18 protein-coding genes are annotated in these 23,300 nt (G+C 38.7%); 12 read left to right on the top strand and 6 right to left on the bottom strand.

Annotated features, from left to right (window positions below):
- Window positions 1-91: 91 nt before the first annotated feature.
- On the top strand, window positions 92-1,114 hold the full coding sequence (locus tag KZZ04_RS15270) for an energy transducer TonB (protein WP_219423096.1): 1,023 nt from the start codon (window positions 92-94) through the stop codon (window positions 1,112-1,114).
- 63 nt (window positions 1,115-1,177) lie between these two features.
- Here KZZ04_RS15270 and KZZ04_RS15265 read toward each other — a convergent pair whose 3' ends face one another.
- Window positions 1,178-1,594: an MgtC/SapB family protein gene (locus KZZ04_RS15265; protein WP_006794759.1), complete on the bottom strand. Its 417-nt coding sequence runs from the start codon at window positions 1,592-1,594 to the stop codon at window positions 1,178-1,180.
- A gap of 244 nt (window positions 1,595-1,838) precedes the next feature.
- On the opposite strand from KZZ04_RS15265, the gene KZZ04_RS15260 reads away from it, so the two are divergent.
- Window positions 1,839-2,216: a hypothetical protein gene (locus KZZ04_RS15260; protein WP_219423095.1), complete on the top strand. Its 378-nt coding sequence runs from the start codon at window positions 1,839-1,841 to the stop codon at window positions 2,214-2,216.
- Here KZZ04_RS15260 and fghA read toward each other — a convergent pair.
- Together fghA and KZZ04_RS15250 are read right to left on the bottom strand one after the other, a co-directional pair.
- Window positions 2,170-3,012 (bottom strand): S-formylglutathione hydrolase, encoded by an 843-nt coding sequence (gene fghA, locus KZZ04_RS15255; protein ID WP_219423094.1) that lies wholly within the window; start codon window positions 3,010-3,012, stop codon window positions 2,170-2,172. The genes KZZ04_RS15260 and fghA overlap by 47 nt on opposite strands.
- Window positions 3,013-3,079: 67 nt before the next feature.
- Window positions 3,080-4,201 carry an S-(hydroxymethyl)glutathione dehydrogenase/class III alcohol dehydrogenase gene (locus tag KZZ04_RS15250; RefSeq protein WP_219423093.1) on the bottom strand — a complete coding sequence of 374 codons (1,122 nt, stop codon included), beginning with the start codon at window positions 4,199-4,201 and terminating at the stop codon, window positions 3,080-3,082.
- A 131-nt stretch (window positions 4,202-4,332) separates the two neighbouring features.
- On the opposite strand from KZZ04_RS15250, the gene KZZ04_RS15245 reads away from it, so the two are divergent.
- The 6 genes from KZZ04_RS15245 (at window position 4,333) to KZZ04_RS15220 (ending at window position 10,359) form a co-directional block, all read left to right on the top strand.
- Window positions 4,333-5,205, top strand: a complete 873-nt coding sequence (locus KZZ04_RS15245) for a LysR family transcriptional regulator (RefSeq protein ID WP_219423092.1) — start codon at window positions 4,333-4,335, stop codon at window positions 5,203-5,205.
- A 137-nt stretch (window positions 5,206-5,342) separates the two neighbouring features.
- Window positions 5,343-6,560 carry a lipoprotein-releasing ABC transporter permease subunit gene (locus KZZ04_RS15240; RefSeq protein ID WP_219423091.1) on the top strand — a complete coding sequence of 406 codons (1,218 nt, stop codon included), beginning with the start codon at window positions 5,343-5,345 and terminating at the stop codon, window positions 6,558-6,560.
- On the top strand, window positions 6,553-7,251 hold the full coding sequence (gene lolD, locus KZZ04_RS15235; protein WP_219423090.1) for a lipoprotein-releasing ABC transporter ATP-binding protein LolD: 699 nt from the start codon (window positions 6,553-6,555) through the stop codon (window positions 7,249-7,251). The genes KZZ04_RS15240 and lolD overlap by 8 nt, the downstream gene beginning before the upstream one ends.
- Window positions 7,241-8,485: a lipoprotein-releasing ABC transporter permease subunit gene (locus KZZ04_RS15230; RefSeq protein WP_058403918.1), complete on the top strand. Its 1,245-nt coding sequence runs from the start codon at window positions 7,241-7,243 to the stop codon at window positions 8,483-8,485. Before lolD ends, KZZ04_RS15230 begins: the two co-directional genes overlap by 11 nt.
- 106 nt (window positions 8,486-8,591) lie before the next feature.
- Window positions 8,592-9,053, top strand: coding sequence for a DUF1456 family protein (locus KZZ04_RS15225; protein WP_219423089.1), 462 nt, complete (start codon window positions 8,592-8,594; stop codon window positions 9,051-9,053).
- A gap of 220 nt (window positions 9,054-9,273) precedes the next feature.
- A complete protein-coding gene (locus tag KZZ04_RS15220) occupies window positions 9,274-10,359 on the top strand; it encodes a GGDEF domain-containing protein (protein ID WP_058403920.1) in 1,086 nt (361 codons plus the stop codon).
- Between the two features lie 43 nt (window positions 10,360-10,402).
- On the opposite strand, the gene KZZ04_RS15215 is transcribed toward KZZ04_RS15220, so the two are convergent.
- The 3 genes from KZZ04_RS15215 to KZZ04_RS15205 form a co-directional block, all read right to left on the bottom strand.
- On the bottom strand, window positions 10,403-12,136 hold the full coding sequence (locus KZZ04_RS15215) for an AMP-binding protein (protein ID WP_219423088.1): 1,734 nt from the start codon (window positions 12,134-12,136) through the stop codon (window positions 10,403-10,405).
- A 179-nt stretch (window positions 12,137-12,315) separates the two neighbouring features.
- Window positions 12,316-13,488 carry a putative zinc-binding metallopeptidase gene (locus KZZ04_RS15210; protein ID WP_219423087.1) on the bottom strand — a complete coding sequence of 391 codons (1,173 nt, stop codon included), beginning with the start codon at window positions 13,486-13,488 and terminating at the stop codon, window positions 12,316-12,318.
- A gap of 75 nt (window positions 13,489-13,563) precedes the next feature.
- On the bottom strand, window positions 13,564-14,382 hold the full coding sequence (locus KZZ04_RS15205) for an SHOCT domain-containing protein (protein ID WP_219423086.1): 819 nt from the start codon (window positions 14,380-14,382) through the stop codon (window positions 13,564-13,566).
- A gap of 596 nt (window positions 14,383-14,978) precedes the next feature.
- On the opposite strand from KZZ04_RS15205, the gene KZZ04_RS15200 reads away from it, so the two are divergent.
- The 4 genes from KZZ04_RS15200 to KZZ04_RS15185 all read left to right on the top strand — a co-directional run bounded on the left by KZZ04_RS15200 (window position 14,979) and on the right by KZZ04_RS15185 (window position 23,300).
- Entirely contained in the window at window positions 14,979-18,290 is a 3,312-nt protein-coding gene (locus tag KZZ04_RS15200; RefSeq protein ID WP_219423085.1) for a DUF2126 domain-containing protein, read from the top strand.
- 118 nt (window positions 18,291-18,408) lie between these two features.
- Window positions 18,409-20,928: a circularly permuted type 2 ATP-grasp protein gene (locus KZZ04_RS15195; protein ID WP_219423084.1), complete on the top strand. Its 2,520-nt coding sequence runs from the start codon at window positions 18,409-18,411 to the stop codon at window positions 20,926-20,928.
- Window positions 20,925-21,803 (top strand): transglutaminase family protein, encoded by an 879-nt coding sequence (locus KZZ04_RS15190; RefSeq protein ID WP_058403923.1) that lies wholly within the window; start codon window positions 20,925-20,927, stop codon window positions 21,801-21,803. The genes KZZ04_RS15195 and KZZ04_RS15190 overlap by 4 nt, the downstream gene beginning before the upstream one ends.
- A 42-nt stretch (window positions 21,804-21,845) precedes the next feature.
- A complete protein-coding gene (locus tag KZZ04_RS15185) occupies window positions 21,846-23,300 on the top strand; it encodes a circularly permuted type 2 ATP-grasp protein (RefSeq protein WP_219423083.1) in 1,455 nt (484 codons plus the stop codon).

Genomic DNA, 23,300 nt, shown 5'->3' with positions numbered 1-23,300 from the left:
TAAATTTTGGTTAGTTATTAATATAAGCTTGCATCTTTTTATAATGTTTGTTTCTATAATAGTTACTTTGCGTTCTAGGATGGATAATCAAATGAAAAAACTCTCTATAGCTCTTTCTATAATACCTGCATTAACTTGTGTGCCAGTAATGGCAGATTTTGTTCCAGCTGAAGTTGTTAAAGACAACTACAATCAACAAACAAATACATCTTCTCGTGTGTCACGCTTTGAAGGCTTAAATTTAAGTAGTTATGTTGTGAATGAAAGTGGTCAGGTTAGTGATATTGAAATTGTTGCATCTATCGGGCAAGACAAATACAAAAGAGAAGTTGTAGAGTATGTGTCAAAACTAAATTACAAGAGTGCTCAGGTTGATGGTAAATCAGTGCCAAGTGCAAAGCTTATTACTGTAACGTCTCAAAATTTACACTTGGGATACACTAATGACAAAGCAACGCATGGCTTTTTTAATGATTATGAAGCGGCAAGTAATTTAATTAATGAAAAAAAACTAGACGAAGCGCAAAGTAAAATAATAGAGCTAGAACGCGACCATGCCAAAAATACTGTTGAAATAGTATTACTTTCATGGCTACAAAGTCAGCATAGCTATTTTACGAAAGATTGGATTGGCTTTGATAAACATATTAACAATGCATTTTTGTTCAGAGATAATTTACCAGATCAGATAAAAGTGCGAGTGGTTAAAAATGCTTTGCAATGGTTTATTTCTAAACAGGATTACGTGCGCGCTTATGATGCAATTGATGCCCTTGGAAATATTGAAGCCTTTGTTTTTACAGATGAAAACAAGCAGCAGCTGCTAGCTCAAGTTAATGATATTTATAAAAACTCAGGCGATATAAACCAACAAATAGCTATTGAGACAGATCAAGCTGTTATGCCTTTATTGTCTAAAAGTGAGGTGGTGCTTGAATCAGCAATGCCACTTAGCAAGGTTCAACTGCGCTGTGAAAATAAAGTGGTAAATTACAACACAAGCGCTATTGATAAAATTACTATTTCTAAAGACGATTTACGCTGTGGATTATTAATTAAAAGTGCGCAAGCACAAACGGTCACTTTAAAACAAAGTGGTTATGCTTTTTTGTAAATAGCTAACAACATAGTCTTAATAAAAACCCCAATAATTGGGGTTTTTTATGCTTAAGCTATATTACTTTAATTTTTTTACATACCTGAGCGTTATAAAGTTAATTATAGCCAGCAAAATGGCTACTTCATATCGGTTATTTGCCACAGCAATACCAATTAAACCCATGTTCCATATGCTCGCTGCGGTTGCAGTACCTGATGTTGACTGGTTATTCTTCAAAATTGCGCCACCACCAATAAATCCGATCCCGGTAATAATTCCTTGGAGCATTTTAGATTGTGCTTCAGATGAGTCTAACACCGACATAGCTATAAGTGCGTACCCGCACGATGCAACCGCGACTAACGGAAATGTTCTTAGCCCAGCCCCATCTTTACTGCGCTCTCTGTCGTATGCCATTGGCAATGCGAGAGCGTAGGCAATGCCTAAGTGAATTAAGTTATCTAAGATTTCGTTCCACTGTAAATCAAATTCCATTGCTATTCTCAATTAAATAAATTTAAGTTACAAAAGCAAGTGCCGCGCCAAATGTAAAAACATTAAAAATCAATGCGTTGCTTTTTACACCAGGTTAGTTGAGAGCATATTTAGTAAAATGTACACATTGGTTTATCACTTTTACTTCATGTGTTTATAGGTGTATTTAAATTGGTTTTACAACTTTTTACAGTCTTAATTTTATAATCGTTTAGTATTTATAAATATTTTAGAGGAGGGGATTATGAAATTATTAGTAACTATTTTAATAAGTGTGTTTTTAAGTGGTTGCACGGTGGCAGGAGTTTTAATAGATGGGCATGCTCAAAATAACGAAAAAGTAAATCAAAATATGAATAGCACTGCTCGTTCAGATCCTTACAAAGATCCCTTTAAATCCATTGCAAAAGATAGAGAAGGGTTTTCTTTTACAAAATTAGGTTTAAAAATTGATTCTGCATTAGTCGACTTTGTCAGTGTGGAGAATAATCAACAGCGCAAAGTTTGTAGAAAGGTAGGTAAAAGTTTAAAAGAGTGCGTAGAACTAGAGAATCCAGAACTACACACTAACGAGGCTACGCTGTTAAAAACTGACTATGAAATAATAAGTGTTGGTCAATAAAGCTACTGATGAAAAAGTAACTATGGTCGTAGCCTTCTTGCATTTCAAGCGTTAACGGGTAACCCTTATCGTGAGCAACTGCCACTAGGTTTTGTGGTTTGAGTTGCTCTTCTAAAAAACCATCGGCATCACCCTGCGATACCAGCATAGGTAGGTAATCCGCTTGCTTTGCTAGTTTCATAAGTTCGCAGGTATCGTATTGCGCCCAAAGTGATTTATTGTCACCTAAATAACCAGTAAATGCTTTTATCCCCCAAGGGCAATTTATTGGGTTAACGATTGGGCTAAACGCAGAGGCACTTACATAGGCTTGTGGATTTTTAAGTGCAAGCATTAAAGCACCGTGCCCACCCATAGAATGACCACTAATGGCTTTTGTGCTGGTTACTGGGAAATGCTGTTCAATAAGCGCAGGTAGCTCACTAACCACGTAGTCGTACATATTGAAATGTGTGTTGTAAGGCGCTTGCGTTGCATTAACATAAAAGCCTGCACCTTGCCCAAAGTCGTAGTTATCATCATTGGGTACATTATCGCCACGCGGACTCGTATCGGGTGCCACTATTGCAAAACCCAGCTCGGCGGCTTTTTTAAACGCGCCTGCTTTTTGCATAAAATTTTCGTCGGTGCAGGTTAAGCCCGATAGCCAATAAAGCACAGGGACTTTGTTTTTTTCACTTGCATCGGGTGGTAAAAATACTGCAAAACGCATAGTGCAATGGGTACTTGTTGCAGCGTGGGTATACTGCTTATGCCAACCACCGGCTACTTTTGTACTTGAGATATTCTCTAACATAATAATCCTTAAAGCCGCAAACCTTTTGGTTTTACGGCTTTTTATTAAGTCGTTTACTAAGTGCTTATTAGTAATGAATTACGGTACGAATACTTTTACCTTCGTGCATTAAATCAAATGCGTCGTTAATTTCCTCAAGGCTCATTGTATGAGTAATAAAGTCGTTTAACGCAAATTCACCCGCCATGTAGCGCTCAACTATTTCAGGAAGTTGCGAGCGACCTTTAACGCCACCAAATGCGCTACCACGCCATACACGACCAGTAACCAGTTGGAAAGGGCGTGTAGAAATTTCTTGGCCAGCACCGGCTACACCTATAATTACAGATTCACCCCAACCTTTATGACAACACTCAAGGGCAGAGCGCATTACATCAACATTGCCAATACATTCAAACGAGTAGTCAACACCACCGTCAGTCATTTCAACAATTACTTCTTGAATTGGTTTGTCGAAATCTTTAGGGTTTATTAAATCTGTTGCGCCAAGTTTCGTTGCAAGGTCAAATTTGCTGGTGTTAATATCAACACCAATAATACGACCTGCACCTGCCATTTTTGCACCAATAATTGCTGATAAACCAATACCACCCAGGCCAAAAATTGCGACTGTGTCGCCAGGTTTTACGTCTGCAGTATTTGTTACAGCACCCATACCCGTTGTTACACCACACCCTAATAAACAAATTTCTTCAAGCGACGCTTCTTTGTTTACTTTGGCTAATGAAATTTCTGGAAGTACTGTGTACTCAGAAAACGTTGAGCAACCCATATAGTGGTAAATTGGCTGGCCGTCTTTAAAAAAGCGTGTTGTGCCGTCTGGCATAAGGCCTTTACCTTGGGTTTCACGTACTGCTGAACACAAGTTAGTTTTGCCAGATGTACACATTTTACAAACGCCACATTCCGCTGTGTATAAAGGAATAACATGATCGCCCACTTCAACACTTGTTACGCCTTCGCCAACTGCGTATACAACGCCTGCGCCTTCGTGACCTAAAATAGCTGGAAATATACCTTCAGGATCTTCACCCGATAACGTAAATGCATCGGTATGACACACACCAGTAGCGGTAATTTTTACCATTACTTCGCCTTTTTTAGGCATCATCACATCAACTTCTTCAACGCTTAAAGGTTGGTTAGGGCCCCAAGCTATCGCCGCTTTTGATTTTATAAATTCAGACATGTGTTTATCCTTTGTAGTGGTATTAAATATCAATTGTAGACCCAATTTGTTTGGGTGATGCGACTATTGTATTTGTTTCTCATATAATGATAATCTCTGATTTATTAAAACACTTTTACAGTATGGTAATAATGGCACGTTGGGACGGGATTGACGAATTTATAGCAGTCGGTGAAGAAGGGAGCTTTACTGCTGCGGCAAAAACGTTAGGGCTTTCGGTTGCGCATATTAGCCGGCATGTAACCGCCCTTGAGCAACGTTTAAATACCCAGCTTTTAACGCGTACCACCCGAAAAGTTGTTCTTACCAAAGAAGGTGAGATTTTTTTACATCAAATAAAGCATTTACAGCATGCAATGGACGATGCTACGCAAGGCCTAGCGAAACATCAAACTACGCCTAAAGGAAAAATTAAGTTAACGGCCCCTGTCATGTATGGGGAGACATTTATTATGCCTATTGTGCACAATTTTATGCACGATCACCCCGAAGTAGAAGTTATTGCCACCCTAAGTAACGAACAAGAAGATTTACTAGAAGGAGGGTTTGATTTAGCAATACGGTTGGGGCATTTAAAAGATTCAAGTTTAAAAGCACGAAGGCTAAGTGCTCGGCGCTTTATTATGTGTGCATCGCCTTCATATTTAAGGCGTTTTGGTGAACCACATACGTTGGGGGAATTAAATAATCACCAGTGCTTAATAGGTAATAGTAGTTATTGGCGTGTAAACGAAAATGAGCGTGAAAAACACATTAAAATTGCTGGTAGGCTGCAGTGTAATAGTGGCTGGGCACTTGTTGATGGCGCTAAAAAAGGCTTAGGTATTGTACAGCTGCCTGACTATTACATAGGGAACGAGGTTAACAGTGGTGAACTTGTGCCTATTTTAACGTCATATCAACCTAAGCAAGAAGGTGTGTGGGGCGTTTACCCGCCGCGCCAGTTTGTAGCTACTAATGTACGTGTATTGCTAGATTATTTAGTTGCTGGCCTCAAAGCGTAAATTGCGCTAAATAGATTGCTGAAAAATCAGCCAAGTCTCAGATTTATAAATTATTTCTTACATTTATGGTCATATTCAATCGCGCTAACTTCGTGCTACTATAACCCTACACTTTTAGCATAAATGTTTTAAAAAATATGTTTCAACCGGTTAGCTTATTTATAGGACTTAGATACAGCCGCTCCTCTAAAGGGAACGCGTTTATATCGTTTATTTCGTTTTTTTCTATTGCCGGTATTGCTATTGGTTTAATGGCTTTATTTACTGTAAGCAGTGTAATGAACGGCTTTGAGCACAGTTTAAAAACCAATATGTTAGGCCTCATTCCTCATATTGAAGTTGAATCTGGAAACCATAAACCAGATGAAATGTCAGCTCTTAAATCAAATTTAGCTAAATCTCCTTACGTAGAACACGTTAATTTATATCGCCATGGCGAAGCTATTTTACAAACCAATAAAGATCTTCACGGCGTATTGCTGCAAGGCTTATATGACAATAACGGTGCGTTATACAAAGTGACTGACAAAATAGTGCAAGGTAATTGGCAAACAGTACTAAATACAAACTATAACATTGCTATAAGTCGCTATTTAAGTCGAAAACTGGGCATTGGTTTAGGTGATAAACTCCGTGTGATCATGCCAAATGCATCTACTTACACGCCTTTGGGGCGTGTGCCTAGCCAGCGTTTATTTAAAGTTGCAGCAATATACGAAACAGGCTCTGAAATTGACATGGCACTTGCCTTTACAAGTGGGGCATCGCTTCAGCGTGTTTTAAAGTTAAATAAAAATGTTGCCCCAAATTTAAGCGTGTCACTTTATGAACCCTTTGAATTGGATGAATTTACAGACGCGAGCCAACTTATTTTAAAGGGTCACAACTATTCAGACTGGCGAAGTACCCAAGGTACTTTATTTGCCGCAGTAGCAATGGAAAAGCGGATCATGTCTATGTTACTTGCACTTATTGTGCTGGTGGCTGTATTTAATATTGTATCAGCCTTAACAATGATGGTGAGTGAAAAACAAGGGGAAGTTGCGATACTGCAAACTCTTGGCCTTACACCATCGCAAGTGCAAAAAGTATTTATGGTTCAAGGGCTTTATAACGGAGTTATTGGCACATTAATTGGTGCTTTTGTGGGTGTACTACTGAGTTTATACATTAATGAACTACTTGAGTTAGTTGGCTTGAATCTACTTGCTGGCATTGAATTACCTGTGAAATTTGATGTGATTAGTTTAGCAATAATTGCGTTTGCCAGTATTGCTATGAGCTTTTTAGCTACCTTATATCCTGCGCGCAAAGCCGCAAAAGTTAAACCAGCAGAGGTGTTGCGTTATGAATGATTTAGTAATTAGTTGTGAAAATTTAAGCAAAGTATACCAAGACGGTAATAACCAAGTAGAAGTGTTAAAAGGCGTTGACTTATCACTTCAACAAGGTGAAATGCTGGCTATTGTAGGTAGCTCTGGCTCGGGTAAAAGTACGCTTTTGCATATACTCGGTACACTTGATACTGCCACTGCAGGTATTGCTAAAATCAAAAATCAAGAAGTGGCTAAGTTATCTCGCACTGAACAAGCAGCATTTAGAAATCAAAACTTAGGGTTTATTTATCAGTTTCACCATTTATTAATGGAGTTTAGTGCTGTTGAAAATGTAGCAATGCCACTATTAATAAAAGGTTTAACTGCAAAAGAAGCCAAATTACAGGCGCTCGACATGCTCGAAAAAGTTGGCCTTGCGCATAGAAGTGCGCATAAACCTTCAGCACTTTCAGGAGGAGAGCGCCAACGTGTTGCTATTGCCCGTGCTTTGGTAACCAAACCTGCGTTGGTTCTTGCTGATGAGCCAACCGGTAATTTAGACAAGCAAAACGCAATTAAAATTTATGATTTAATAAACGAGCTAAACCAAAGTTTAAACACCAGTTTTGTAGTGGTAACTCACGACTTAGAGCTTGCTGATAAGCTAGGTAAAATTGCGTATTTAGATGACGGTAAATTAGCAGTAAAAGAGTCTAGCCATGTTGCTTAGTGCATTTTTAAGTAAACGGTTTAGAGCTTACTCTGGCCATAAAGACGAAAAAAACGGCTTTGTTAGTTTTATTGCTAAGGCTTCTACTATCGGTATTTTATTGGGGGTAGCTGTATTAATTGTTGCACTTTCAGTAATTAATGGCTTTGAGCAACAATTAGTCCATCGTTTATTAAGCGTAGTACCACAGGTTGAATATGTAGCGCCAAGCCGTCCTATTGCTAACTGGCAACAAAAAATAGCTAATTTAGAAAGTCAGCCGCATGTCACTGGGGCTGCTCCATTTATAGCGGTGAATGGTATGGCACAGTATAAAAGCCAATTAAAAGCGGTTGAAATACGGGGTGTTAGCCCTTTGTTTGAGGGTAAGGTTTCTGCAGTGAATCAGTTTGTAACAGGCAAATTGGTGAGCCAACTATCCACTGAAGAGGTTATTTTAGGCCAGCAAATAGTAAAGCAACTTAATGCTAAAGTGGGTGATAATATTACTTTGCTAATACCTCAAGTTGGGCAAACGGGAGGGCAGTTATTAGCACCTAAACGCGTTACATTGAGCCTTGCTGGTGTTATTGAAATGGGTGGCCCCATTGATAGCACGGCTGCGTTTATACATTTAACAAAAGCACAGCAAACACTTGGCTACGACGAAACCCAAGTAACAGGTTTAAGATTAAGTGTTGATGACGTGTTCTCGGCGCACCAGATAGCGCTCAATGTAGGACAAACCATTAGCGATTATGTGTATATCTCTAGTTGGTTTAGAACACAAGGCAGTTTATACCAAGATATACAAATGGTTCGTACCATTGTGTATATTGTTGTGTTTTTAATAATTGCTGTTGCGAGTTTTAATATTGTGTCGTCGCTAGTCATGGAAGTGCGTGAAAAAGAAGGCAATATCGCCATTTTAAAAACCATGGGCGCGAAAGACAGCACTATTTTAGCCACCTTCGTAATGCAAGGGTTAACGCAAGCGTTTGTAGGGGTATTGCTCGGTACTTTTATAGGTGTTGTATTGGCATTAAATATAAGTGAATTATTTGCTTGGCTAAGCCAGTTAATGGGGGCTAATCCTCTTGAGGGCGTTTACTTTATTGAGTTTTTACCTAGTAAACTTGTACTCGAGGACATAGGAATTACAGTAATAGCGACCTTTATACTCGCAGTTTTTGCGACTATTTACCCTGCCTGGCAAGCTACACGAGTCGATCCCGCAAAGGTGCTTGGTAATTAACCTCATTAAAATAATAGGGTCGGGTTTGTAAAGCTGCTAAACTACGCGTTTATATAATGTTGAGCGCTATTGCTTAGCTTTACAATCCTTTACTCAGGAAATTACTTTGACAAATAACGATATTTTACGCCGCCTTCGCTACACTTTTAATTTAACAGATACTGCCATGGTTGATATTTTTGCTGCAGCAGAGGCCACAGTAACCACAGATCAAGTCTTTGCATGGTTAATAAAAGAGGGCGAGCAAGGCTTTGTTGAAATTTCAGACACTGAGTTTGCATCGTTTTTAAACGGTTTTATCAACGCTAAACGTGGTAAGCGTGACGGCCAACAACCAATACCAGAGAGTAAGTTAAATAATAATATTATCTTTATGAAGTTACGCATTGCTTTAAACATGAAGGCAGAAGATGTAATAGCCACGCTTGCATTGGTTGATTTTGATTTAAGCAAACACGAATTAAGTGCGTTTTCTCGTAAAGTAGACAACAAGCATTACCGAGTGTGTAACGATCAAATACTGCGTTTATTCTTAACAGGCGTTCAGCAGCAATACCGCCCTGAGTAATTACTAATAAATATTTTGTCCAAAAACGTTGTAATAACCAACGTTTTTTAGACAGTCATCTTTAAGTGTTTACTAATATTGTAATTAATCAAACATAGCGATAATATTTAAAGGCTAGCTTTACTAGACCAATTTAAATGGCTTAAAAAGCAACCATCACATAAATATCGGCTTTTAAGCACATTATTTCAAGCCAACGAAAGTATAAAAGGAATTTAAAATGCAATTAATACCCGCAACATTTTATTTTCCGCCTGACAAAGAAAAAGACTTCCAGCATCAACTTAATAAAAGCACCGTTCACTTTGCTAATATAGCCTTGTATTTAGCTGCTTTATTTTTAACGATTTTGGTTATTCTTTCGTGGTTAAACGATGAACAATCTATATCCTCTGTTATTAATATTCTTAGGCTTTCGATGGTTTGTTTGTCGTTTGTATTGATTTATGTAAACAATAAATTAAAGGCAAAATACTTACATTATCGTTGTTTTGCTTATGGTATTTTATTTTGCGTTTTATTTGGGTATTTATTTTGGTCCTTTGTTGGGCTATATGGTTATTTAAACGAGGGAGGGCCTATGCTTGTAGTGGCTTCCTTTTCTGCAATACCCATGCTTCATTTAGGCCATAAACTTATTTTATGGACAATTACGGGGCTAAGCCTTTTAAGTGTTCATTTGTTTTCATCCACGCCAATAATATGGAGTATTTACTTTTACATTAGTATTGTAATTGTGATGGCGTGTATTCAATATCAACTTGATATACTTTTACGTAAACAATATGAAGCAGAGCTCGTGGAAACACAAAAAGCGAATGTAGATCAGCTAACAGGGTTGCATAATAGACACAGTTTTGACTCAGAATGTAAACGCTTAATGAATCAAATTAAGCCATCACAATCGCTAGCGCTTGCTATGATCGATATCGATGATTTTAAAAAATACAACGATAATTACGGTCATTTAGATGGAGATAAAATACTCATTGATGTTGCAAGCAGATTGCAAAATTGCGAGGCAGATATCGTTGTCAGGTTTGGCGGCGAGGAGTTCATTTTAGTTAAAATTTTAGGCCAAAACAACTTAGACTGGCTTGACGACTTACCTATTCGCTTTGCCTCAAGTCCGATAAGCCACGAATACTCAACATTTAAACGTATAACAGTTTCTGCTGGCGTGGTTGTAGCTGATTTTTGCTCCCTTCGTCCGGATATGAAAGTATTACTAGCATCTGCCGACAAAGCGATGTACGCAGCAAAAAATACAGGGAAGAATAAGGTAATTAAAGATTATATATCATAGCGTTGCCCAACATCTGTATTTCGTGGTGTTGGGCAAGTATATGTTATGAAAATGATTTACCTAATAATATTTCGTACATTTGCTCGCGCATTTTAAATTTTTGTAGTTTGCCTGTGACTGTCATTGGGTAACTCTCTACAAAACGAACATACCGAGGCATTTTAAAGTAGGCTAACTTGTCTTTTAAAAATGCACGAATTGCCTGTTCATCGAGTGTTGTATTTTCTTTTGGCTGAATCCACGCACACACTTCTTCACCATATTTTTCATCGCTAATACCAAATACAGCAGCGTCTTGTACGCCGGGGTATGTATAAAGCACCTCTTCAATTTCTCGAGGGTAAACGTTTTCACCACCACGAATAATCATGTCTTTAATTCGCCCAACAATACTTACAAACCCTTCGCTATCCATAACACCTAAATCGCCTGAATGAAGCCAGCCGTCACTATCTATTGTGGCTTTTGTTTTTTCTTCGTCATTCCAATAGCAGCGCATTATGCCTGCACCTTTTGAACATACTTCACCAGGTAAACCTATTTTTTGAATATTGCCCAGTTCATCAATAATTTTAACCTCAGTATGAGCAAGGGCGCGCCCAACAGTGGTTACTTGGCGCTCTATTGATGAGTCAGTTTCAGTAATATTATTTATAGGGCTACATTCAGTTTGCCCATAGGCAATTAAAACCTGATGCATATTCATTTGGGTTTGAACTTTACGCATGACTTGTTCAGGACAAGTAGAGCCTGCCATAACACCGGTTCTAAGTGACCTTAAGTCATATTTATTAAAACTACTGAGCTCAAGTTGGCTAATAAACATAGTGGGAACACCGTGTAGTGCTGTACAGCCTTCTTGTTCAACTACATCAAGTGTTGTTTTTGCATCAAATGCATCACTTGGATAAATAGCTGCAGCACCTTTGGTAATACACAAGAGGCTCCCCAAAACCATACCAAAGCAATGATAAAGAGGAACAGGAATGCAAAGTTTGTCTTGATGTGTAAACCGCATAGAGTCGGCAACAAAAAGCGCATTATTTAAAATATTTTTATGAGTCAGTGTAGCGCCTTTGGGGTTGCCCGTTGTGCCTGATGTAAATTGTATATTTATGTCCTGATCGGCGTTTAAATTAGCCGCTATAGCCTGTAATTCGAGCTGGTGGGCGGGTGTAGCTAACAGCATAATGTGTGAAAACGTAAACATACCAGGGATGGGATCATCACCAATACTAATAACGTTTTTAAGGCTCGGTAGTACTTTTGACTCAAGCTTACCTGGGTCGGATTGGTTAAGCTCTGGCGCTAAACTAGTTAGCATCTCTATATAATTACTGCCTTTAAAACTGTTTGCAGTAATTAAAGTGGAACATTCTACGCTATTTAGCGCATAAGTCAGTTCGCTCGGGCGATATGCAGGGTTTATACATACCATAATGGCACCAATTTTTGCGGTAGCAATTTGAGTTAGGCACCACTGAATGTTATTCGGTGACCAAATTCCTACCCGTTCACCTGGTTTAACGCCTATGGCTAATAGCCCCATCGCGAGTTGATTTACTTCTTTTTGAAACTCTCTATAGGTTAAACGGATGTTTTGATGATTGACTACTACCGCGAGCGAATCAGGGTTTTTGTCGACAATAAAATCAAAGTAGGCCCCAATGGTTTTATTGGTTAAAGGTGTATTTTGTGAGCCTTTAAAATAGCTTTGTGACAACGGTAATGTGTTTATAAGTTCTACTTCTTTAACCGCTTTATGTTGTGTGTGCATTTGTTTTCTCCGTGTCGATGTGTGTGACGTACATAAACTAAAGTTTAAATAAACATATATTGTCGACAAAGAGAAGGGTGGTTAGACTAATGTATTAGTCATAATTTTGAGGTAGTATATAAGGGTTGCATCTAAAGCGAGGCATAAGTTTCTTAAAACCTTATGCCAAATACGCTAAGTTAGTCAGTAGATGTGTTAACTAAATTGGGCATTAAGTTAAGTCTGTTATGAATTGCATGATGAATAAATTCAAGCTTTGTTCTTACTGCTTGCGTTAACACAAACGGATAGGCATCGGCTAAACCCATGCTGCGGTTAAGAGAATTTAATATAATCGAAAACTCCATCCAACTATCTAAAATTGATGTTATTGAAGTTTGCCCATAAAAATAGTGTGAATTTTGTGGCAGTCTTAGCTCATTGGCTTCATCTATCTCGTGTTCACTACCGGTAATAGAGCCTGTAATTGAAAAGTTTTTTGCAGTCTCTAGTGTGTCAATAATATGCATGTAGTGAGCCCATGTTTCAGCCCAGTCTTCAAATGGGTGCATAGTGGCATACTCGCTAATAAAGTTTTCATGCCAATTAGCGGGTGCACCATTTTTATAATGTAAGTCGAGCGCTGCTTGATAATCAAGCGCATCATCGCCAAAGTATTGCTTACATAAAGCGTGTTTTTCTGGTGAGTTGGCTATGAGTTGATCAAAATAATAATGGCCTAATTCATGTCGAAAATGACCAAGTAACGTACGGTAGCGCTCACCCATTGCATGTTTTGTATGTGAGCGCGCTATATCATCTGCTTCGGCTAAATTTATAGTGATATGCCCACAATTATGTCCGGTAAAAACATCCTCATGACCAGCGAGCTTTGTAACAAAGTGATCGTTTACGTTTCTGTCTGTTATAAAGTCAAAACTTAAACCATTTACAGGGTCTTGGTTTAAGTTATTAAGCGGAACACAAAGTGCCTTTAAAGTATATAAAGCACGGCGCTTAGCCGTTTCCATATTGCGCCAAAGCGGAATATGTTTGTCTATAGTTAAATCGGGAACTGTTTCATTAAAGCGACACGCAAAACAGAGCGTTTCGTCTTTATCTACGGGGGGGGCAAACGTATTTAAATTAACCATGCCATTACATGCGCCAAAGTGTGCGTTGTTATCGCATTTTTGATAAGGCACAGTGGGTTGCTCTGTCTTGAAATATAACCCTGTTTTCTCGTTAAATTCGTAGGGTTCAACAAGGTTAAAATTGTCGTCAATTCCTAAAGTACGACCACAGGCTAAACAATGACTACTTTCAAAAAAAATGGTGTGGTTATCTTTACAGTTACATTTAAAGGTTTTCATATTTTTACCGAACTAGCAAAAAAGGGTATAAACAACAAAATGGGTTATGCACGTGAACAGTCGCAAAGTTACGCATTATATGCGTTGTAATAATTCAGTCTTTTTAGTATTAAACTCACTTTCACTTAGCGCACCTAACTCTTTTAAATGCGCAAGCTTTTCGATTATTTCGAGAGTTTCAGTTACCGAAAATGGCAAAACATTCCCTTGTGAATTTATTATATTATTTACCGCTTTTTGTTGCGTTTGCTGAGCTTGTTGATCACTTGCTGGGTTATTTACAGGTTGCTCAATAGGGACTTGTGTTGCTTGTGCAAAATTTTGTTGCTCAGGTTGAATAATAGTATTTGTTGGTTGTGAAATTAATGGCAAACTATTTACGCTAATGTTTCCCCACTGGCTGTTAAACGTAAGAGAAGTATCGCTACCTTGTTGCTGGCTTACACCACTAATTTGGTGATCAAGCGTATCGTAAATAGTTATTTGGCCATTTAGCTCAATGGCTAACCTGTTTTGGAATACCGCATAACGGATATTATTTTGCGCGCCACTACTAAAAGGGCTTCCCAAATCAGTTGGCCACCATTGATCGTTACCTGGTGTACCTGCTGGTATTACAGGAAATACCTGATTAGCACTTAAAAGGTTAGCTAGTTCATTACATAAGTTATCGACGGTATTTTTTAACCCGTTATTAAACATATCACCAACCATGGTCATACCACCTCGCATCCATTGACCCGAACCACCAAGCTCAGGGCAATTAAACTGAGCCATTGAGCCGCCACCATGATTTACTGCTATTAGCATATGCACTACGGCATCGTAGCTAAGGCCATAACGCGCAGATATATCTTTTACTAAATTATCGCCAGTATCAGTTAGCGTTTGCATAAATAGGTGTCCTTTAATTAAGGGTGTGTCATTTGCACATTTCCATGGTGCATTTGATGATAATAAAAGCGTGAAGATTAATATTACTTTAATCGTTTTGCTTTAATCTGAGTTTGACTAATTCTTAAAACATAAATGGTTAAAAATCGCTCCACTATAACAGCTTTATAAATTTAAATAGCAGTATTTAGTATGAACTATTTTTTAATGCTCGGCGTGCTTATTTAAAGTGAAATAATTTAAATCAGTTGTTTTTTATTTAGCCATTAATGGTTTTATAGAATACAGTTAGTAAAACATTAATGGATATTTTTCTTTGTTAATATTCAATATTTTAAATTGTTGTAATTTAATAAAGACTAAATTTTAGTCTTTTTTGGTGCAGCGTTTGCACCAAAACAAAGGCAAAATTTTTTTAATTACGTAAATTTGTGAAAACTAATATCTATGTGAATGGCCAATGTGTGTTTTTTAGCAGTTTTTAAGGCCTCGTATAAGTAAAAATTTTATGGAATATAAATTGCACAATATTGCTTAGGATAAGTCATATTTTGTGATACCTAACTGGCTATACATTATTAAAGGGGAATTAATCAATGACAATTACTGTTGGTATAGCGCACCATACTCAATACAAGTACGACCGAGCGGTAAACATGGGGCCACATATCTTTCGTTTACGTCCTGCTCCGCATAGCCGCACAAAAATAAAAAGCTACTCGATTAAAATAGTCCCTGAAGATCACTATATAAATTGGCAACAAGACCCTTTTGGCAATTATCAAGCAAGGGTTGTGTTTAATAAGCCTACAACGGAGTTTAGCTTTACGGTCGACCTTGTTGCTGAAATGACCGTAATTAACCCTTTTGATTTCTTTTTAGAAGAATACGCAGAAGAGTTCCCTTTTGAATACGATAAAGCGTCAAAAGCAGAGCTTAATCCTTATTTAAAAAAGCGAAAGCCAAGCCCTAAATTCGTCGATTTAATTGAGTCTTTACGCCCTGAAAAGCCTATTAGAAGTGTTGATTTTTTAGTAGCGGTTAACCAAGCTATTTATAACTTGGTAGGGTATGGCATTCGTTTAGAGCCTGGCGTTCAAACGGCAAATGAAACACTAACTAAAGGTACTGGTTCGTGTAGAGATTCTGCATGGTTATTAGTGCAACTTTTTCGCCATTTAGGCTTAGCTGCTCGCTTTGTTTCTGGTTATTTAATTCAACTAACGTCAGATCAAAAATCATTAGATGGTCCAAGCGGCCCTGAAGAGGATTTTACCGACTTACACGCATGGACCGAGGTTTACATTCCTGGTGCTGGTTGGATAGGGCTTGATCCAACGTCAGGCTTATTTGCAGGCGAAGGGCATATCCCGCTTGCGTGCACGCCTGAGCCAAGCTCTGCTGCACCGGTATCGGGTGGTATTGATGAATGTGAATCTGAATTTAGTTTTTATAATAAAGTGACGCGTGTTCATGAAGACCCGCGTGTAACTAAGCCATACTCTGAAACACAGTGGAGCGCTATAAACCGTTTAGGTTTACAAGTTGATGATATTTACAATCAAGAAGGGATCCATTTAACAATGGGCGGTGAACCTACGTTTATTTCAATAGACGATATGGAGCACCCGCAATGGAATACAGAAGCAGACGGCAAAGAAAAGCGCGTACTTGCCCAAAACTTATTTGTTGCTATGAATAAGGTATATACAAAAGGCGGCTTTACACATTACGGACAAGGCAAGTGGTACCCAGGCGAACCATTACCTCGTTGGCAATATGCATGTTACTGGCGCAAAGACGGACAAGCGCTTTGGAAAGATACAAACTTACTCGCTGATCCTAATAAAAACTATAAATTAGATCACACAGACACTAAGCGCTTTACCGAAAAGCTCTGCGAGCAAATAGGCTTAGAAACAAAAGCAATTACAACTGCCTATGAGGATATTTTATATCATTTATGGCAAGAGGCTTCGTTACCTAAAGAGGTCGGTCCAAAAGAGCCTGAGTTGTTAAATGCCATGAGCCGAAAAGGCTTTTTAGCAAAAATGGAAAAAGGAATAGAAAACCCTGTAGGTTATGTGCTGCCATTACAATTTAATGAAGGTAGACACTGCTGGCAATCCTGCCTGTGGGAATTTAAACGTGAACACTGCTTTTTACTACCCGGTGAATCACCGCTGGGCTATCGACTACCACTTGATAGTTTACAGTGGAGCGGCAATATAATTGACCGTGACCCATTTGATATACCAACAAGTTTTGAGAAAACTAAAAAACTTAAAAAAGGCTTTATTGGTAGCGAAATGATCAAAACGGCTATGGCACTTGAAGTGCGAGAAGGGCGTTTATATATTTTTATGCCGCCAACGAGTCATTTTGAACATTACATCGCATTATTAAATGCAATAGAAAGCACGGCTAAAGCGCTTTCAATACCCGTTGTTATAGAAGGCTACAGCCCACCTAAAGACAGCCGTATAGAAAAATATGCAGTCACACCTGACCCAGGTGTTATTGAAGTAAATATACATCCTTCAACCTCATGGAAGCAGCTAGTTGATAGAACAACAACACTGTATGAGCTTGCTAAACAAACGCGCTTAGGTACCGATAAGTTTATGGCAGATGGTCGCCATACAGGTACTGGTGGTGGCAATCATGTAACACTTGGAGGCGAAACGCCTGATCAAAGCCCATTTTTACGCCGTCCAGATATATTAAGAAGCTTTATTACCTATTGGCAGCATCATCCGGGGTTATCTTATTTATTTTCAGGTTTATTTATAGGCCCTACAAGCCAAGCACCCCGTGTAGATGAAGCGCGTGATGAGCTGCTTTATGAACTTGAAATTGCCTTTTCGCATATGCCTGAGGGCGAAGTGCCTGAGCCATGGCTAGTGGACCGACTACTACGCAATCTATTGGTCGATTTAACAGGTAATACGCACAGGGCAGAGTTTTGTATTGATAAACTGTATTCACCTGATTCGCCAACGGGGCGCTTAGGTATTGTCGAGTTTAGAGGTTTTGAAATGCCGCCGCACTCGCGAATGAGCCTGGTGCAAATGTTATTACTGCGTACCTTACTTGCTTGGTTTTGGAAAAAACCTTACCACAAACCATTGGTACGGTGGGGTACAGAGCTTCATGATAAGTTTTTACTGCCTCAGTATGTCGAAGACGACTTAGCTGAAGTAACGCGTGACTTACAAGAAGCAGGTTTTGCGTTTCAATTAAGCTGGCTTAATCCATTTTTTGAATTTAGGTTTCCGGTTTGTGGCACACGCGAACTCGATAACGTAACCCTAGAATTAAGAACCGCAATAGAGCCTTGGCATGTTCTAGGTGAAGAGGCTAGTGCATCAGGTACTGCACGTTATGTAGATTCATCCCTTGAGCGTGTACAAATAAAAGTAAAAGGCGCTATAAGCGATAGATACATTGTTACTTGTAATAGCCGTAGAGTGCCGTTAAAACGGGTTAAAGGAAAAGGGCATGATGAACTTGTGGCGGGGATTCGCTACCGAGCTTGGCAGCCACCTACAGCACTACATCCTACTATTGGCGTACATGCCCCCTTAGTCTTTGATTTAATTGATACGTGGGAAGGGCGCTCACTAGGCGGATTTGTTTATCATGTAAGCCATGCTGGAGGACGCAACCCTGAAACTTTACCTGTTAATGCATTTGAAGCTGAAGGGCGCAGAGTTGCACGTTTTTGGGAACACGGTCATACGCCATCGTTGTTAGCATCCGATCAACCAAGTTGGAGCCCTTCAGCGGCAACGCGTACGTTTACGAGCGCAGAAACGGTGAGTGACTTTATTGTACCTGATGAAGAAAACGTTAATATGGATTACCCAAATACGCTTGATTTAAGACGTCAACCACGATTCAAATAAAGCATAAATAAGCTTAATAATGATGTTATTCCACTTTTAAATTAATTAAAGTGGGATAACCTATATTCAATCCTAGCTTTAAAGTTAACGATATAACTTTAAGATGGAGCACTTTAATTTGTATATAAATAATAACGCAATGCCTGAGTTACCACAGTGGTTGTCTGTGTATCTTGAAAAAGGCCACGGGCATGACGAGTTAGCAAATCACAGTGGTTTGAGGCCTGAGCATTGGGATACATTATTTAATCGTTTATCAACCTTAACGAGCGAAGACTTAAGCAGCCGAGCAATTGAAATTCGTCAGCTTCTGCAAAATGGCAATATTAAAAGTGAAAACAATCAACAATGGGACTTAGATCCACTGCCATTTATGTTCTCCGGCAATGATTGGAAAGCCCTTGAAAAAGGGATCAAGCAACGCACCTCACTACTTAACAAAGTTCAAAATGATATTTATTCTGAGCAAAAGCTACTTTTAAATGGGCACATTAGTGCCGAAAACCTGTATCAAGACAGTCACTTTATGCGTGAGGGCTTTAGCTTACCTAAAGACGAGCTTAAACTATTTTTTACGGCACTTGATGTGTATCGAACGCCTTCTGGCGAATTTAAAGTATTAAAAGATCACTGCCAATGCCCACTTGGGCTTGGGTTATTACTAAAAAGTAGGATTATTGCGCGCCGTGTAATGGCTGAAGAATTTGCCGAATGCAATGTGCAGCAAATAAAAGACTTTTTAAACCTATTTCAAGAGGGTATTAATGAATATATTCATTATATGGATGACCCTCGAATTGTTATTTTAACCCAAGGTATAGACGATCCAAACTATAATGAGCATGCGTTTTTATCAACCTACTTTGGCTATACTTTAGTACAAAGCGCCGACTTAACGGTAAGAAACGGCGAAGTGTGGCTAAAGTCATTGCAGGGGCTTGGAAAAATCAACGTGATTTTGCGTTGGATCCCCGACAATAGTATTGACTCATTGGAACAAACTGAATATTCATTACACGGTATTGCAGGGTTATTACAAGCTGTACGCGAGGGCACCGTTAAAGTTTTAAATCCGTTTGGTAGTGGTGTATTGTCATCTGCAGCTATTCAATTTAACTTAAATAAGCTATGTGAGCAGCTTTTAGGTGAGCCATTATTAATTCCAGGGGCTAAGTATTATAAAGCCACTGAAGCTGATGACTTAGATTGGAGCACACTTGAATTCACAAGCTTCAAAAACCCCGATTTTAAGCTCGATGGTGTATTAGACGAAAAAAAAATTAAACAACATATTCAACAAAATCCAGATGCGTACTACTTTCAAGAAAAGCCTGTATTTAGTAGTGCCCCCTTTTGGCAAGACGGTAAGCTAATAGCCAAACCTGTTATTTTTAGATGCTATGCGTTAACAACAGAGCAAGGTATAGAGGTTCTGCCTTCGGCGTTGTGTTTATCTACACAGGCACGAAATTCAGCTGGTAAATCAGGGGGCCTCAAAGATACATGGGTAAACACGGTCGATAATATTGAATTAGAAGAACAAAATGCACCGGTACCTATTCGTAAAAGAATGGACGTTACCCTACTAGAAGGAATTATTTCAAGTAGGACCGCTGAGCATTTATTTTGGCTTGGACGTTACTTAGAACGCTGTGAAAATACGATTAGGATCCTACGTATTTTTATCGACCGCTATACAGAACTTGCTATATATCCCGATTTAATAAGGCGTAATATTGTTACTAGGTTACTCACTGCTATTAAGTCGCAACATATTGTATACCCGTATATTGAGCAAAGTATTACAAATGAGGAATTTGAAACCCGCGATGCTAAGCAAAGTGCTTTTGTGTTACTTGCAGATGAGCAATGTGCTGGCAGTATTATTAATACGCTTAAATATTTAGCTAATGCATCGGTACAAGTACAAGAGCTGTTATCACATGATAGTCGTCGTATTATTGATGAAATGAACGAGCAAATAAAAATACTTAAGCACGTTAATATCAATATATCTACGCGCACCATTCAAAGTATTTTAGATAAAGTGATTGGCCTTATTATGGCTTTTAACGGCTCTCTGGCAGATTGTATGCCAAACAGTAATGGTTGGTTTTTACTTGAGATAGGTAGGCGCATCGAGCGCAGTCTTCAAATAATCTCTTTGGGAAATACATTACTCACCCAAAAACTAGATGAACCTGAAGAGCTAGGTTTATTAGAGGCCGTACTAAGCAGCCAAGTGAGTTTAGTAACTCATAAACGCCGCTATAGAATGTATCAAACAATAGGTACGGGGCTTGAGTTACTATTATTAGATGCAGAGTATCCTCGCTCACTATTATTTCAACTTGAGCAAATAAATCAGCTTTGCCAACATTTACCCAATAAACGCAGGCAAGGCGTAATTGCAGCTCATGAAAAAGCTATTTTACTCTCCAAAACGAGTTGTTATGTAACCGAAAAAGATTATCTACAAACAACAGAAAGCGGACAGCGCAAACATTTAATTGAATTTAACCATAACATAAGAGTAAACCTAGATACTTTTTGTGATGTATTATTAATGCAGTATTTTTCTCACACACAAACGGCTAATAAATTGAATTGGACCAATATTGAGCAAGCTCAATCGTGAAATATAAAATTAAGCACTCGACAACCTATAACTATACTGATTTTGTAAGTTTGTGCCAAAACCAAGCACGTTTAACACCTAAAACTAATCGTGGGCAAATTTGTCATAGTAGCCGCATAGAGATAGAGCCTATTGCTAACTATGTTCAAGAATTCATAGATTACTTTGATAATAAAGTCACTACGTTTGAAATAGTAACGCAACATAAAAAACTAACAGTGACTATGATAAGTGAAGTTGAACTAATTACGACTGCAAATAAAAACTTAAATACTGCTGTCATTAGCTGGGAAGAAGCGCGTAATTTTTTAGCAAGACCAAATACAGCACAATTATTAAAAATATCTGAATTTATTTTGCCCTCTCAGCTTACACCCATTGAAGAAGCCTATAAGGATTATGCGTTAGTGTCGTTCTTACCTAATGCTAATTTGATAGATGCCTGTAAGGATTTAATGGCACGAATATTTCATGAGTTTCACTATGATCCCGGTTTTACAACTATAAGCACACCTTTAAGTGTTGTTTTTGCACAAAAAAGGGGCGTCTGCCAAGACTTTGCACACTTTGCACTCGCGTGTTTACGCAGCATTGGCTTAGCTGCTAGGTATGTTAGCGGCTATATAGAAACACTACCACCTGAAGGTGAAGAAAAGCTTGAAGGCGCAGATGCAACCCATGCATGGTTTGCACTGTTTGTTCCTGATTTTGGTTGGGTAGACTTTGATCCAACAAATAATATTTTACCAAGTGGGCAACATATAACACTTGCAGTAGGGCGTGATTTTTCTGATGTAACACCGCTTAAAGGTGTTGTATTTGGTGGGGGTTCTCAACTACTTGACGTAGCTGTAGATATGATTCGATTAGAATAAATTAACAACTTCATAGTTATTATGGATAAGACGGAAGGGTGTATGAAAATTGATTGGAAAACGTACCAAACGAATGGCTTTTTTGATGAATTAATAGACGCACAAGGTAATATTCGATCGCATGGCAAACAGCTTGCGCAATTTTTTGCTGGTTTATCTGAAGAAGAACTCATAAAAGCTAGAGCGGTTGCTGATTTAGCGATTAAGGAAATGGGTATTACCTTTACGGTTTACAACGAAGGTAACATGATCGATAGAGCGTGGCCGTTTGATATTATCCCACGCACTATTGGTAAAAAAGAATGGCAAAGTGTAGAGGTTGGTTTAAAACAGCGCGTTGAGGCTTTAAATTTATTTATTGAAGATTTATATCACGATCAAAAAATTATAAAAGATGGGATTTTCCCAAAAGGACTCCTAGAAAAGTCCGTTAACTTTCGGTCTCAGTGTGTAGGCATTAACCCACCTAATAAAATATGGGCACACATTTGTGGCTCTGATTTAGTGCGCGATGGCAACGGCACTATGTATGTACTTGAGGATAACCTGCGTGTGCCTTCTGGCGTATCCTACATGCTTGAAAACCGCTCTGTAATGAAGCGGGTTTTTCCTGAACTATTTGAACAAACTACTATTTTACCTGTTGATGATTATCCATCGCAATTATTTGATATGTTAGCGGCTATGTCTCCACGTAAGCAAGATAAACCCGAAGTGGTTGTACTAACACCTGGCGTATTTAACTCGGCATATTTTGAGCATTGTTACCTTGCTCAAGAGATGGGGTGTGAGCTGGTGGAAGGTAGAGATTTAGTCGTCGAAAAAGACGACTGTGTATACATGCGAACCATAACTGGATTACAACGAGTTGATGTAATTTACCGTCGAATAGATGACTTATTTTTAGACCCAGAAGCATTTTTACCTGAGTCCCAATTAGGTGTCCCTGGTTTGATGCGTGCATGGTCTAAAGGGAACGTAGCCCTTGTGAATGCACCTGGTGCAGGTGTTGCCGATGATAAAGTTGTTTATGCATATGTACCTGAAATAATAAAGTATTATTTGGGTGAAGAAGCTAAGCTTGAAAACGTACCGACCTTTAAATGCCTCGATCCTAAAGAGTGTGACCATGTCATTCAAAACATTGATAAGCTTGTTGTGAAGCCAGCTAACGAGTCTGGCGGTTATGGATTATTAATTGGCCCTAAATCGACTAAAAAAGAACAACAAGAAACGATTGTTCAAATCAAAGCGGATCCGCGCAACTGGGTAGCACAGCCAACACTTGATTTATCAACTGTCCCCACGCTTGATGGAACGCAGGTAGATGGGCGCCACGCTGATTTAAGGCCGTTTATTTTATCATCAGGTAAGGACACACAAATAACGACAGGCGGTTTAACGCGAGTTGCGATGGTTAAAGGCTCTTTAGTCGTTAATTCATCACAAGGCGGTGGCAGCAAAGATACATGGATTGTGGACGAGGAGGCTAAATAA

It is taken from the genome of Pseudoalteromonas sp. CR1 (assembly GCF_019392235.1).
Taxonomy (GTDB): Bacteria; Pseudomonadota; Gammaproteobacteria; order Enterobacterales; family Alteromonadaceae; genus Pseudoalteromonas.
This window is presented reverse-complemented; position numbering and strand designations above follow the sequence as displayed.

What these genes read in the sequence shown, in the direction of transcription:
- KZZ04_RS15270 (WP_219423096.1), top strand. Translation starts at nt 92, where the DNA reads ATGAAAAAACTCTCTATAGCTCTTTCTATAATACCTGCATTAACTTGT.
- KZZ04_RS15265 (WP_006794759.1), bottom strand. Translation starts at nt 1,594, where the DNA reads ATGGAATTTGATTTACAGTGGAACGAAATCTTAGATAACTTAATTCAC.
- KZZ04_RS15260 (WP_219423095.1), top strand. Translation starts at nt 1,839, where the DNA reads ATGAAATTATTAGTAACTATTTTAATAAGTGTGTTTTTAAGTGGTTGC.
- fghA (WP_219423094.1), bottom strand. Translation starts at nt 3,012, where the DNA reads ATGTTAGAGAATATCTCAAGTACAAAAGTAGCCGGTGGTTGGCATAAG.
- KZZ04_RS15250 (WP_219423093.1), bottom strand. Translation starts at nt 4,201, where the DNA reads ATGTCTGAATTTATAAAATCAAAAGCGGCGATAGCTTGGGGCCCTAAC.
- KZZ04_RS15245 (WP_219423092.1), top strand. Translation starts at nt 4,333, where the DNA reads ATGGCACGTTGGGACGGGATTGACGAATTTATAGCAGTCGGTGAAGAA.
- KZZ04_RS15240 (WP_219423091.1), top strand. Translation starts at nt 5,343, where the DNA reads ATGTTTCAACCGGTTAGCTTATTTATAGGACTTAGATACAGCCGCTCC.
- lolD (WP_219423090.1), top strand. Translation starts at nt 6,553, where the DNA reads ATGAATGATTTAGTAATTAGTTGTGAAAATTTAAGCAAAGTATACCAA.
- KZZ04_RS15230 (WP_058403918.1), top strand. Translation starts at nt 7,241, where the DNA reads ATGTTGCTTAGTGCATTTTTAAGTAAACGGTTTAGAGCTTACTCTGGC.
- KZZ04_RS15220 (WP_058403920.1), top strand. Translation starts at nt 9,274, where the DNA reads ATGCAATTAATACCCGCAACATTTTATTTTCCGCCTGACAAAGAAAAA.
- KZZ04_RS15215 (WP_219423088.1), bottom strand. Translation starts at nt 12,136, where the DNA reads ATGCACACACAACATAAAGCGGTTAAAGAAGTAGAACTTATAAACACA.
- KZZ04_RS15210 (WP_219423087.1), bottom strand. Translation starts at nt 13,488, where the DNA reads ATGAAAACCTTTAAATGTAACTGTAAAGATAACCACACCATTTTTTTT.
- KZZ04_RS15205 (WP_219423086.1), bottom strand. Translation starts at nt 14,382, where the DNA reads ATGCAAACGCTAACTGATACTGGCGATAATTTAGTAAAAGATATATCT.
- KZZ04_RS15200 (WP_219423085.1), top strand. Translation starts at nt 14,979, where the DNA reads ATGACAATTACTGTTGGTATAGCGCACCATACTCAATACAAGTACGAC.
- KZZ04_RS15185 (WP_219423083.1), top strand. Translation starts at nt 21,846, where the DNA reads ATGAAAATTGATTGGAAAACGTACCAAACGAATGGCTTTTTTGATGAA.